This is a genomic window from Maritimibacter alkaliphilus HTCC2654 (genome assembly GCF_000152805.1).
Taxonomy (GTDB): Bacteria; Pseudomonadota; Alphaproteobacteria; order Rhodobacterales; family Rhodobacteraceae; genus Maritimibacter; species Maritimibacter alkaliphilus.
The window spans coordinates 3103522-3116374 of sequence record NZ_CH902578.1 but is presented as its reverse complement, the minus strand read 5'-3'; the positions used below and the strand labels follow the sequence as shown (position 1 = coordinate 3116374).

Annotated in this window: 11 protein-coding genes; 4 read left to right on the top strand and 7 right to left on the bottom strand. The window is 63.8% G+C overall.

Going from position 1 to position 12853, the window contains the following annotated elements; all coding sequences use genetic code 11:
- Window positions 1-110: 110 nt before the first annotated feature.
- From nadC to RB2654_RS16230, 6 genes are all read right to left on the bottom strand, one after another.
- Complete coding sequence (nadC, locus tag RB2654_RS16255; RefSeq protein ID WP_008333843.1) at window positions 111-959, bottom strand: carboxylating nicotinate-nucleotide diphosphorylase; 849 nt, start codon at window positions 957-959, stop codon at window positions 111-113.
- Window positions 956-2506: an L-aspartate oxidase gene (locus RB2654_RS16250; RefSeq protein WP_008333840.1), complete on the bottom strand. Its 1551-nt coding sequence runs from the start codon at window positions 2504-2506 to the stop codon at window positions 956-958. Before RB2654_RS16250 ends, nadC begins: the two co-directional genes overlap by 4 nt.
- Window positions 2507-2520: 14 nt before the next feature.
- Complete coding sequence (gene nadA / locus RB2654_RS16245) at window positions 2521-3573, bottom strand: quinolinate synthase NadA (protein ID WP_008333839.1); 1053 nt, start codon at window positions 3571-3573, stop codon at window positions 2521-2523.
- Window positions 3574-3725: 152 nt separating this feature from the next.
- Window positions 3726-5096: an aspartate aminotransferase family protein gene (locus RB2654_RS16240; RefSeq protein ID WP_008333837.1), complete on the bottom strand. Its 1371-nt coding sequence runs from the start codon at window positions 5094-5096 to the stop codon at window positions 3726-3728.
- 77 nt (window positions 5097-5173) lie between these two features.
- Window positions 5174-6649 carry an NAD-dependent succinate-semialdehyde dehydrogenase gene (locus RB2654_RS16235; RefSeq protein ID WP_008333836.1) on the bottom strand — a complete coding sequence of 492 codons (1476 nt, stop codon included), beginning with the start codon at window positions 6647-6649 and terminating at the stop codon, window positions 5174-5176.
- Between the two features lie 109 nt (window positions 6650-6758).
- Complete coding sequence (locus tag RB2654_RS16230) at window positions 6759-7238, bottom strand: Lrp/AsnC family transcriptional regulator (RefSeq protein WP_008333834.1); 480 nt, start codon at window positions 7236-7238, stop codon at window positions 6759-6761.
- A 161-nt stretch (window positions 7239-7399) separates the two neighbouring features.
- On the opposite strand from RB2654_RS16230, the gene RB2654_RS16225 reads away from it, so the two are divergent.
- Window positions 7400-8584, top strand: a complete 1185-nt coding sequence (locus RB2654_RS16225) for a M24 family metallopeptidase (RefSeq protein ID WP_008333832.1) — start codon at window positions 7400-7402, stop codon at window positions 8582-8584.
- A gap of 10 nt (window positions 8585-8594) precedes the next feature.
- On the opposite strand, the gene RB2654_RS16220 is transcribed toward RB2654_RS16225, so the two are convergent.
- Window positions 8595-8963: a GFA family protein gene (locus RB2654_RS16220; RefSeq protein WP_008333830.1), complete on the bottom strand. Its 369-nt coding sequence runs from the start codon at window positions 8961-8963 to the stop codon at window positions 8595-8597.
- A 299-nt stretch (window positions 8964-9262) separates the two neighbouring features.
- Between RB2654_RS16220 and RB2654_RS16215 the strand changes: the two genes are divergently transcribed.
- The 3 genes from RB2654_RS16215 to RB2654_RS16205 all read left to right on the top strand — a co-directional run bounded on the left by RB2654_RS16215 (window position 9263) and on the right by RB2654_RS16205 (window position 12853).
- Window positions 9263-10834, top strand: a complete 1572-nt coding sequence (locus RB2654_RS16215; RefSeq protein WP_008333828.1) for an ABC transporter substrate-binding protein — start codon at window positions 9263-9265, stop codon at window positions 10832-10834.
- Window positions 10835-10932: 98 nt separating this feature from the next.
- Complete coding sequence (locus RB2654_RS16210) at window positions 10933-11940, top strand: ABC transporter permease subunit (protein ID WP_008333826.1); 1008 nt, start codon at window positions 10933-10935, stop codon at window positions 11938-11940.
- A gap of 1 nt (window position 11941) precedes the next feature.
- Window positions 11942-12853: an ABC transporter permease subunit gene (locus RB2654_RS16205; protein ID WP_008333824.1), complete on the top strand. Its 912-nt coding sequence runs from the start codon at window positions 11942-11944 to the stop codon at window positions 12851-12853.

Below are 12853 nucleotides of genomic sequence, written 5' to 3'. Positions count from 1 at the left end.
ACCGGAATGACCCGTTCCCGCCGACGTAGTGGTCGTGGCGACACATACAAAAGACGCAAGATATAGCGTCCCGACTTCGCAATCACGACTCTAAGTCTCGGATTTGAAAGCTAAAAATCCAGACCGAGATCAAGGGTCCGGGCCGAGTGCGTCAGGGCACCGGACGAGATGTAATCGACGCCCGTCGCGGCAACTTCCGCGATGCGCTCGAGCTTCATGTCGCCGGATGCCTCCAAGGGCAGGCGCCCGCCCGTCATCTTGACCGCTTCGACCAATGTCGGCGTGTCCATATTGTCGAGCAGAACCGCGCTCGCCCCGCCGACGTCGAGCACTTCGGCAAGCTGGTCGAGCGTATCGACCTCGATCTCGACGGTCATCATGTGGCTGGCCACCGCCTTGGACGCCTCCAGCACCGCACGCACACCCCCGGCGGCCGCGATGTGGTTGTCCTTGATGAGGATCGCGTCGGAGAGCGAATAGCGGTGGTTGAAGCCGCCGCCATGCAGAACGGCGAGTTTTTCGACCACGCGCAGGCCCGGCGTGGTCTTGCGGGTGCAGGTGATCCGGGTCTTTGTGCCTTCGGTTTTCGCCACGAAGGACTCGGTCATGGTGGAGATACCGGACAGGCGGCCCGCGAAGTTCAGCGCCACGCGTTCCCCCGACAGGATCGATGCGGCCTTGCCCCGAATACGCATGAGCGTGTCGCCGGGCGCGATGGTGTCGCCATCCTCGACGAGCGGCTCGATTTCAAGCGAGGGGTCGACGAGGCCGAAGGCGATGCGCGCGATCTGCATCCCCGAGACGATCCCCGGCTCACGCGCGTTGATCGCGGCGTCATAGGTCGTCGCGGGCGGGATCACGGCACGGGTGGTGACGTCGCCATAGGTGCCCAGATCCTCCATCAGCGCATTGCGCACGATGGGTTCCAGAACGATGTCGGGCAGCGTGGCGTAGGTCATACCATATCCTTGGCGGCGTCCCGGATGCCGACGGCGGCCTCCAGCGTGATCTTGGTGCGATGGGCGAGCGCGGGAACCTGCTCGGGAAAGTCGTCGCGATAATGCCCGCCCCGGCTTTCCTCGCGGGTGAGTGCGGCGGCGGCGATGAGGGTCGCGGTCGCGGTCATGTTGCGCATGGTCTCGTTGTTGGCCGCAGCTTCGAGCCCGGCGATGGTGGCGAGCGCCTGCTTCAGCCCGTCCGCATTGCGGCGCACACCGACATGGGTGGTCATGGTGCGGCGCAGGTCAATCACGGCGGCTTCGTCCACGTCCTCGCCACCCGTCGGGAAGGTGAAGGTCAGTTCTTCGGCCTCGGGAATGTCGCCAAGCGTTCGTGCGATGTCTTCGGCGGCTTTCTTGCCATAGACCAAGGCTTCGAGCAGGCCGTTGGAGGCGAGCCGGTTGGCACCGTGCAGGCCCGTGGACGAGGCTTCGCCGCAGACCCAGAGGCGGTCGAGCGACGAGCGGCCATGTTCGTCGGTGTCCACGCCGCCCATGTGGTAATGCGCCGCGACCGCGACGGGGATCGGGTTTTCGACCGGATCGAACCCGGCGCGCGCGCAGGCCTCGGCCACCGCCGGAAAACGGGTCAGAACTTCGGCCCCGAGCGCGGCGCGCGTGTCGAGCATCGGGCGTTTGCCCGCCTGCGTCTGCTTGAAGATTTCGCGGGCGACGATGTCGCGCGGCGCGAGTTCGGCATCCTCATGCACCGTCGTCATGAACCGTTCGCCATCGGCATTGACGAGGATCGCACCCTCGCCCCTGAGCGCCTCGGTCGCGAGCGGCATGGGGTCTTCGCCCATGTCGATTGCGGTGGGGTGGAACTGCACGAATTCCGGGTCGGCGATCACGGCGCCCGCGCGGGCGGCGAAGCCGATGACCTGGCCCCGGATGCGCGGCGGGTTCGTCGTATGCGCATAAAGCCCGCCGGAGCCGCCACCTGCGAGAAGCACGGCGGGGGTTTCGATCAGCACAGGGCCGGACGCCGGATCGGTGTGCCTGATCCAGACGCCGGTGACGCGTTCGCCCTCAGTCTCAAGTCCGGTTGCGAGCGCCCCTTCGATGACCTGCACCGAATTCGTCGCGCGCACCCTGGCGATCAGGGTCTCCATGATCTGACGGCCCGCCTGATCGCCCTTGACCCGCACGACGCGGGCTGCCGAATGCGCGGCCTCGCGGCTCATCACGTAGTTCCCGTCGGCGTCGCGGTCGAAGGGCGTGCCGAACGCCGTGAGGTCGAGGATGTGTTCGGCGGCGTGGCGGGTGACCATTGCCGCAACCTCGCCATCCACCGTGCCTGCGCCCGCAGTCATCGTATCCTTGGCATGCGCCGCGGGCGTATCGGACGCGGCCATCGCGGCGGCGACACCGCCCTGCGCCCAGGCCGAGCTTGCACCCTCGCCGAGTTGTTCGGGCGAAATCATCAGCACCGGGCGCGGCGCCAGCGTCAGGGCCGCATAGAGCGCGCCCATACCCGCGCCGACGATGACGATACGTTCGGTTTTCATGGGGGTCGCCCCTATCAGATGCCCAGTTTCTTGCTGAGGTCGATCATCCGCTCGACCGCCACGCGCGCCTTGGCGGCCACGTCTTCATCGACGTGCACCTCTTCGACGCCCGCGTGGAGCGACCACAGGATTTTCTCCAGCGTGATCTTCTTCATGTAGGGGCACATGTTGCAGGGGCCGACGAAATCCACCTCGGGCAGCTCGTCGGAAATGTTCGAGGCCATCGAGCACTCGGTCACGAGCAGCGCCTGCTTGGGCTTATGCTCGCGCACATAGTTGATGATCCCGCTGGTGGAGCCGGAGAAATCGCTTTCGTCCACCACGTCCGGCGGGCATTCCGGGTGCGTGATGATCGTGGTGTCGGGGTTCCACTGGCGATAGTCCTTGAGGTCCTGCGCCGTGAAGCTTTCGTGCACCACGCAGGAGCCGTTCCACCAGACGATGTTCTTTTCCGGCACCTGACGCGCGACGTTCTGGGCCAGGTACTGGTCCGGGGCCATGATGATCGTGTCCTCGGGCAGCGCGCGCACGATGGCGGCGGCATTGGACGAGGTGCAGCAGATGTCGGAGTTGGCCTTTTCCTCGGCGGTCGTGTTCACGTAGGTCACGACCGGCGCGCCCGGATATTGCGCGCGCATCTGCTTGATGCCTTCGGCCCCGATGGAGTTGGCGAGCGAGCAGCCTGCCTCCATATCCGGGATCAACACGCGCTTGGCCGGGTTCAGGATCTTCGACGTCTCGGCCATGAAATGCACGCCGCACTGGACGATGGTCTCGGCCTCGACCTCGGTCGCCTTGATGGCGAGTTGCAGGCTGTCGCCCACGAAGTCGGCCACGCCGTGATAGATGTCCGGCGTCATGTAGTTGTGTGCGAGGATGACCGCGTTCTTCTCTTTTTTCAGGCGGTTGATCGCACGCACATAGGGTGCGGCCACGGCCCATTCGGGCGGCGACACCACGCGATCCATCTTCGCGTAGTCGTCCTTCATTTCCTCGGCCAGGTCCGGGTTGGGCGCGAGGTCGTAAACCTCGGCCAGTTCCTGACGCATGGTGCGAAAATCGAGCATGTCCGCCCCCTTTCCGGGTCATACCGGCCCCTTCAAGCACCTTGGATGCAAAGCTGCAAGGTAAACCGCTGTTTAGAAGGGGTTTTAGGTCTGCTTTGCTGACCTAATATGGGGTCGCGGGGCCGAAATTCAAGATCGGCCCCGCCGCGTGCTTATCCCAGAACGCTGCGAACGGCGCGCCCGAGCTTGGTCGCGATCTCGTCCGCCTGCGCTTCGGTCAGGCAGAAGGGCGGCGCGAAACCGAGGATGTCGCCCTGCGGCATGGCGCGCGCGATGACGCCCTCCGACAGAAGCGCACCGGCGAGTTTGGCGCCGATCCCCTCGGACGGATCGAAGAAGGTGCGCGTTTCCGGGTCTTTCACGAATTCGACCGCGCAAAGGAGGCCTTCGCCACGCACTTCACCCACATGGGCATGGTCGCCCACCTCGGCCTTGAGCGCCGCCTTGAAATGCGCGCCGACGGTGCCCGCGTTCTGGACGAGGTTCAGATCGTCGATCAGCTTCAGGTTCGCGATACCCGCCGCCGCACCGATCGGGTGGGCCGAATAGGTCCAGCCGTGGCCGATGGGGCCGTTCTCATCCGTCCCCTGCTCCAGGACCTTCCACATCTTGTCGGACACGATGGACCCCGACAGCGGCGCATAGGCCGAGGTCAGGCCCTTTGCGATGGTGATGAGGTCGGGCTTGATGCCGTAGTGGTCCGAGCCGAACATGGACCCGAGACGCCCGAAGCCGGTCACGACCTCGTCCGCGATGAGCAGGATGTCGTGCTTTTCGAGCACCTTCTGGATCGCCTCCCAATAGCCCGCAGGCGGCGGGACGAGGCCGCCGGTGCCCAGCGCGGGCTCGCCGATGAAGGCGGCGATGGTGTCGGCCCCTTCCCGTTCGATCAGTTGCTCGAGTTCGTAGACGCAGTGACCGACGAAATCCTCTTCGGTCATGTCGGTGTTCTCGCGGCGGTAGTAATACGGCGCCTCGGTGTGGATCACCTGTTCCAGCGGCAGATCGAATTTCTTGTGGAACAGATGCAGGCCCGTCAGCGACCCGGTCATCAGGCCCGACCCGTGATAGCCGCGCCAACGCGAGATGATCTTCTTCTTCTCGGGGCGGCCCAAGATGTTGTTGTAATACCAGACCAGCTTGATGTTGGTTTCGTTCGCGTCCGAGCCAGACAGGCCGAAATAGACCTTGGACATATGGTCCGGCGCACGGTCGAGCACCATCTTGGCAAGCGTGATAGACGCCTCGGTGCCGTGGCCGACATAGGCGTGATAATAAGCCAGTTCCTTGGCCTGCTCGGCGATGGCTTCGGCGATTTCGGGGCGTCCATAGCCGACGTTCACGCAGTAGAGCCCGGCGAAAGCGTCGAGCAGTTCGTTCCCGTCGCGGTCGGTGATGTGACAATCCTTGCCGGTCTGGATGACGCGGCTCGGCGCTTCGCCACGGGCGAACTGGGCGAGGTGCGTGGACGGGTGAAAGAAGTTTTCCCGGTCCCAGCGGTCGAGTTGATCGTTCTTGAGCATCGTTTTTCCTTTTCTTATTTTCGCGCAGCTTGGTCCGAAAACCGGTGCCCACTTTTCGGGCTGCGCTTGTTCGCGTCTCAGGCCCAGTCGCGGCAGACGTACTTGATTTCCATGAATTCCTCCATGCCGCGCCGCGCACCTTCGCGACCCAGACCGGATTGCTTGGTCCCGCCAAAGGGGATCGGCGCGCCCGTGACCTTGGTGCGGTTCACCGCGACCATGCCGTATTGCAGCGCGCGGGTCAGGCGGTAGATGCGGCGCGGGTCCATCGAGTGGACATAGGCCACAAGCCCGTATTCCGTATCGTTCGCCCGGCGCACCACCTCATCCTCGCTGTCGAAGGGGGTGATCGCGGCAACGGGGCCGAAGGTCTCCTCACGCATGATGAGGCAGTCGTCGGTCACGTCCTTGAGCACGGTGGGCGCGTAGAACAGATCGCCATGCTCGGTGCGTTTGCCACCGCACATGAGCGTCGCGCCCTTTGCGAGCGCGTCGGCAACGTGTTCCTCCTGTTTCGCCACGGCTTTCTCGTTCATCAGCGGGCCGATATCGGGGTCGTCCATGCCGCGCCCGATGGTCAGCGCTTCGGTCGCTTCGGTGAACATCTGGCAGAATTCGTCATAGACAGCACGTTCGACATAGATGCGGTTCGCGCCGAGGCAATCTTGCCCGGACGTCGCCCATTTGGCTTTCATCGTCTCGGCAACGGCTTCGTCCAGATCGCAGTTCTTGAACACGATCACCGGGGCGTGCCCCCCCAATTCCATGACCAGCCGTTTCACGGTGGCAGCCGACTGGCGGTAGAGGAGCCGGCCCACTTCGGTCGAGCCGGTGAAGGACAGGGCACGAACGCGGTGGTCCTGCGTCCAAGGCTCGACGATGGTGGGCGCGTGGCCGGTGACGACGTTGAAGACGCCCGGCGGCACGCCCGCGCGTTCCGCGAGTTCCGCCAGCGCGAGCGCGGAATAGGGGGTTTCGTGCGACGGATGCGCAACGATGGTGCAGCCGGCGGCAAGCGCGGCGGCGGCCTTGCGCGTCAGCATCGCAGAGGGGAAGTTCCACGGGGTGATGAGGGCGACGACACCGACGGGTTCGAGCCACAGCTCGACCTCGGCATCGTGGAGGTGCGAGGTGACGCCTTCGATGTTCGGGCGCTTTGCCTCTTCGGCGTAGAACTCCACGAACGAGGCGGCGTAGTCGATTTCGCCCCGCGCTTCGGAGATCGGTTTGCCCTGCTCCAGCACCATGATGCGGGCGAGATCCTCTTTGTGGGCGAGCATCAGGTCGAACCAGCGGCGGATGATCGCGGCACGCTCCTGCGGCAGGGTCATGGACCAGTCGGCAAAGGCCATCTGCGCGGCGTCGACGGCGGAGGTGGAATCCTCTGCGGTCAGCTTGGCGACTTCCCCGAGAAAGGCGCCGTTGGCGGGGTCGGTGACGTTGAACGAACCACCGTCCGAGGCCGCGTGCCACTTGCCGTTCACATAGGCGAAGCTGCGCAAAAGCCGCTTGTCGGTGATGTCCACGTGGGTCGGGATCGCTGTGTCGAGCATCTCAAGCCTCCTGTTCGATGGGCTCAAGATGGGGGATTCGCGCGGACGTCGAGGCCGAATTCGGTCTCTTGCGGAGAGGATTCCTCTCCTGCCTGCAGGGTTTGGGAGACTATTCCTCTCCCGCGATCAGACCCAGGGGCGGCGGGCCGCCTTTGACGGGCTTGGTCACGATGTAGGTGAAATACCGCGACAGGCCGATGCGGGCGTCGAGCATCACGTCCATCAGGCGTTGATAGGCGTCGATGTCGCGGGTGACGACCTGCATGAGGTAATCGTAACCGCCACCCAGCGCCCAGCAGGCGGTGATCTCGTCATACCGGGTAAGCGCGTCTTCGAAGATGCGGAAACTGGCGGCGGTGTGATCCGCGATCTCGACCGCAACGAAGACCGTCACCGACGGCCCGATCCTGCGCAGGTCGAAGCGCGCGCCGTAGCCGTCGATCACCCCGGCCTTTTCCAGCCGCTTCAGGCGATTCCAGCAGGGCGTGGGCGACAGCCCCACCGCGTCGGCAAGCGCGGCCTTGGTGATACGCCCGTCGCGGGCGAGCACCTTGAGGATGGCGAGGTCTGTGGCGTCGAGGGCAACCATATCAGGCCTTTATCACGACTTTCGCGGTTCCCAACAGCAGGAACGCATTTCGGCCTCACCCAACCGACACGCATGTCACTGCGCCAGAAAGTCATTGAACCTGCGGGCTTTTCCGCCATCCTCTGCCTGACCCAAGCAACCCAGACGGAACGGGAGTCGTCATGCCGATCGAGAATGCGCATTTCACCCAAGGGGAATTCGACCGCCGCATCGCCCAGACGCGCGCCGCCATGGAAGCGATGGGGATTGACGTTCTGTTCCTGACGAACCCGTCCAACATGAATTACATCACGGGCTACGACGGCTGGTCGTTCTACGTGCATCAGGGGGTGATCCTGCCGCTCGACGGCAAACCGATCTGGTGGGGGCGGCTTCAGGACGCCAATGGGGCGCGGCGCACGGTCTGGATGGATGATGATGAAATCATCTACTACGCCGACCGCTATATTCAGGCGCCCGACATTCACCCGATGGAGGATCTTGCCAGCCACCTGCGGATCATGGGCTATGGCGACAAGCGCATCGGGGTCGAGATGGAGACCTACTTCTTCACCGCCCGCGCCTTTGCGGTGCTGGCCGAGGGGTTGCCGGAGGCGGATTTCATCGACGCCTCGACGCTCGTGAACTGGGTGCGGCTCAGGAAGTCGGACGAAGAACTGGCGTTCATGCGCCGCGCCGCGCGGATTTCCGAACTGGTGATCGGCAAGGCGGTCGAGATCGCGGAGCCGGGGATGCTCAAGCACGAGTTGGTGGGCGAACTCTTCAAGACCTCGGTGCATGGCGAAGACGACAGTTGGGGCGATTACCCGGCGATCGTGCCGCTCCTGCCCTCGGGCGCGGATGCCTCGGCCCCGCACCTGACGTGGAACGGCGAGGCGCTGAAGAAGGGCGAAGCGACCTTCATCGAGCAGTCGGGATGCTATCGCCGCTACCACGCGCCGCTCAGTCGGACGATTTTCTTCGGCAAGCCGCCCAAGCACATGAAGGACGCATCCGAGGCGCTGACCGAAGGTCTGAACCAAGGGATCGAAGTGGCGCGCGCGGGCAATCGGGCCTGCGACATCGCGCGGGCGCTGGACGTGGAACTGCTGAAGGTCGGGATCGAACGGCCCAACCGCGCGGGCTATGCTGTTGGCCTGTCCTATCCGCCTGACTGGGGCGAGCACACCGTGTCGATCCGCGCCTTCGACGAAACCGTGCTTGAACCCGGCATGACCTTCCATTTCATGCCCGGACTGTGGATGGACGATTGGGGGCTTGAGACGACCGAGACGATCCTCATCACCGAGGACGGCCCGGCCCAGACCCTCTGCAACGTCGAGCGGAAGCTCTTTGTGAAGGACTGAGAGGGCGGGGTCAGCCGTCGCGCTCGAACCCCTCGACCCCCGGCAGCTGCGGCAACCACGGCTCGCGTCGGCAGGTCCACAGTTCATATGTCGGCTCGAACACGCCCGGCTCGTCCAGCGTGCCGAGATGCACTTCGAATTCGCCCTCGCTGACCGAGAAAACGGACGAGCCGCAGGTGGGGCAGAAATGGCGACCCTGATACTGCTTCGTTTCTCCGTCCACCGTCACGGCGTCAGCGGGAAAGAACGCAGCCGCAAAGAACACGGCGCCATGATGCTTTCGGCAATCCAGACAATGACACAGCCCGACGCGATCCGGCACGCCCCGCGCCGATATGCGCAGATTTCCGCAAAGGCAGCCGCCCGTCACCGTTTCCATACCCGATCCCCTTTCCACCCGGGCCCTGTCGGTTTGTTCGAACCCGTCCAATTCACCTCACAAAAATAAGGGTTGCGTGAGTTTGACCTGATGGTCAAAGTTGACGCAACGGCACGGGTTGTCTCGACCCGACTGCGTCGTAAGAAATTTGATCACATGGGGCGCAAGACCCCGGATGACAGGGAGAACAAGCTTGGCCCGCCCGTGAGGCGGGCGGTTCCGTTTATGGAGCCGCCGGGTCCGGCACCCTCCCTCAGGCAAGACCGATCAGAGCGAGAGACCCAAACAGGGAGTTACAAATGTCTCTAAGAAAAACACTGACCGCAGCGGGCCTTTTCGCCCTGCTCGCGGGCACCGCTTCGGCGCAATCGACGCTCGTCTATTGCTCCGAAGGCAGCCCCGAAGGCTTCGACCCGGCGCTCTACACGTCCGGCACGACCTTCGACGCTTCGTCGCACCCGATTTACAACCGCCTCGTCGAATTCGAGACGGGCACCACCAATGTCGTTCCGGGTCTGGCCGAAAGCTGGGAAACCTCGGAAGACGGTCTGGAAGTGACCTTCAACCTGCGCTCCGGCGTGAAGTTCCACGAAACGGACTACTTCACCCCGACCCGCGACTTCAACGCGGATGACGTGGTCTATTCGTTCATGCGCCAGATGGAGACCGAAGGCTCCTGGGAATACTTCAACGGCATGTCGATGCCCGACCTTATCTCGTCCATCGAGAAGGTCGACGACATGACGGTCAAGTTCGTTCTGACCCGTCCCGAAGCGCCGTTCATCGCGAACCTCGCCATGGACTTCGCCTCGATCCAGTCCAAGGAATACGCCGACGCGATGGACGAAGCCGGCACGCCCGAGATGCTGAACCAGCAGCCCATCGGGACCGGCCCGTTCGAATTCGTCGCCTACCAGAAGGACGCGGTGATCCGTTACGCCAAGAACCCCGAATACTGGAAAGAAGGCCTGCCGAAGGTCGACAATCTGGTCTTCGCGATCACGCCCGACGCCTCGGTCCGCTACCAGAAGCTGTCCGCCGGCGAATGCCACGTGATGCCCTATCCGAACCCCGCCGACATTCAGGCGATGATGGATGACGACGGCATCAACGTGATGGAGCAGGAAGGGCTGAACGTCGGCTACCTCGCCTACAACACGCAGCAGGCACCGTTCGACAACCCGATGGTGCGCAAGGCGCTGAACATGGCGATCGACAAGCAGGCGATCATCGACGTGGTGTTCCAGGGCTCCGGCTCGATCGCCAAGAACCCGATCCCGCCGACCATGTGGTCCTACAACGACGCGATCGAAGACGACGCCTACGATCCCGAAGGCGCGATGGCGATGCTCGAAGAGGCCGGTGTGTCCGACCTTTCGATGAAGGTATGGGCGATGCCGGTGCAGCGCCCCTACAACCCGAACGCACGCCGTATGGCCGAACTGATCCAGGAAGACTTCTCCAAGATCGGTGTGGACGTCGAGATCGTGTCCTATGAGTGGGGCGAATACCTCGACCGCTCGAAAGACGTCGAGCGTGACGGTGCTGTCCTCCTGGGCTGGACCGGCGACAACGGCGACCCGGACAACTTCCTCGCCGTGCTCCTGGGCTGTGACGGTGTGGGCGGTTCGAACCGTGCCCAGTGGTGCCACGAGCCGTTCGAAGAGATCATTCAGGAAGCCAAGACCCTGCCGACGCAGGAAGAGCGTGCCGCGCTCTATGAAGAGGCTCAGGTGATCTTCAAGGAGCAGGCCCCGTGGGCGACCATCGCGCACTCGGTCGTGTTCATGCCGATGCGCCCCGAAGTGGAGGGCTACAAGGTCCACCCGCTCGGCGGCCACATCTTCACCGAGGTTTCCCTCGCTGAATAACGCAAATTGGCGGGGCCTGCGGGCCCCGCCATTCCGACCGGAGCCGATATGATCCGTACAAGCCAGGCCGACGCCCAGCCGAACCGCAGGACCCGCTGATGCTACGTTACCTGATCGGGAGGCTCCTGACCTTCATCCCGACGTTCATCGGGGTCACCATCATCTCATTCTCCTTCATCCGCGTGCTGCCCGGCGATCCGATCATCGTCATGGCGGGCGAACGCGGCATGACCGAAGAACGCTACAACGAGCTTTACCAGCAGTTCGGATTCGACCGCCCGCTCGTCGTGCAGTTCTGGGATTTCTTCACCGGCGTCCTTCAGGGCGATCTCGGCACCAGCTATGTCACCAAGCGCCCCGTCTTCGACGAGTTCTTCGCGCTGTTTCCGGCGACGCTGGAGCTGTCGTTCTGCGCCATCGTCATCGCCATCACGCTGGGCATTCCGGCGGGCGTCATCGCCGCCGTGAACCGCGGCAAGTTCTTCGACCGCGCGCTCATGTCCTCGGCCCTGATCGGGTATTCGATGCCGATCTTCTGGTGGGCGCTGCTGCTCATCATCATTTTCTCGGGCAATCTGGGCTGGACGCCCGTGTCCGGCCGGATCGACCTGCTTTACTATTTCCCCGACGTGACCGGCTTCATGCTGATCGACTCGCTGTTGTCGGGGCAGGATGGCGCGTTCGTTTCGGCTGTAAGGCACCTGATCCTGCCGTCCATCGTGCTCGCCACCATCCCGCTCGCCGTCATCGCGCGCCAGACCCGCTCGGCCATGCTCGAGGTGCTGGGCGAAGACTACATCCGCACCGCCCGCGCCAAGGGCCTGACCCCGCCGCGGGTGAATGGGGTCCATGCGCTCAGGAACGCGATGATCCCGGTCATCACCGTGATCGGCCTGTCCGTGGGTATGCTCCTTGCAGGAGCCATCCTGACCGAGACGATCTTTTCGTGGCCGGGCATCGGCAAGTGGATGGTCGACAGCATCTATCGCCGCGACTACCCGGTTGTGCAGGGCGGGCTGCTGCTCGTGGCACTTCTCGTGATGGTGGTGAACCTGATCGTCGACCTGCTCTACGGTCTCATCAACCCCAAGATCCGGAAGCGCTGACATGGCAGACGTGAGTTCATCGACCAACACCACGCCGACCACGACCGTCCGCCCCGGCCGGTTCAAGGAATTCTGGCGTTACTTCCGCGAGAACCGTGGGGCCGTGATCGGCTTTTACGTGTTCATCTTCTTCCTGATCGTCGCGATCTTCGCGCCGCTCATTTCCCCGTTCGAACCGTCCACCCAGAACCGAGGCGCCACGCTGGTGCCGCCTGCGTGGCAGGACGGCGGAAGCTGGACCTATCCGCTGGGCACCGACCCGCTGGGGCGGGATATGCTGTCGCGCCTGATCTACGGCGCGCGCTATTCGTTCCTCGTCGGCACCATCGTCGTGATCCTCGCGGCGACCGGCGGCATTCTGACCGGACTCATCGCCGGGTTCGCACCGCGCTGGCTCGACACGATCATCATGCGGATCATGGACATCATTCTGTCCATCCCGTCGCTGCTGCTCGCGCTCGTCCTCGTCGCCATTCTCGGGCCGTCGCTGCTGAATGCCATGATCGCCATCGCCATCGTGCTTCAACCCCACTACGTGCGCCTGACCCGCGCGGCGGTGATGACGGAGTTGTCCAAGGACTACGTGGTATCCGCGCGGGTCGCGGGCGCGAAACTGCCACGGCTGATGTTCGTCACCGTTCTTCCGAATTGCCTCGCCCCGATCATCGTGCAGGCGGCGCTGTCGTTTTCGAACGCGATTCTCGACGTGGCCGCGCTCGGCTTTCTCGGGATGGGCGCGCAGCCGCCGACACCGGAATGGGGCACCATGCTGGCCGAAAGCCGCGAATTCATCCTGCGCGCGTGGTGGGTCGTCACCTTCCCCGGTGTCGCGATCCTGACCACGGTGCTGGCCATCAACCTGATGGGCGACGGCCTGCGCGACGCGCTTGACCCCAAACTGAAGAGGAGCTGA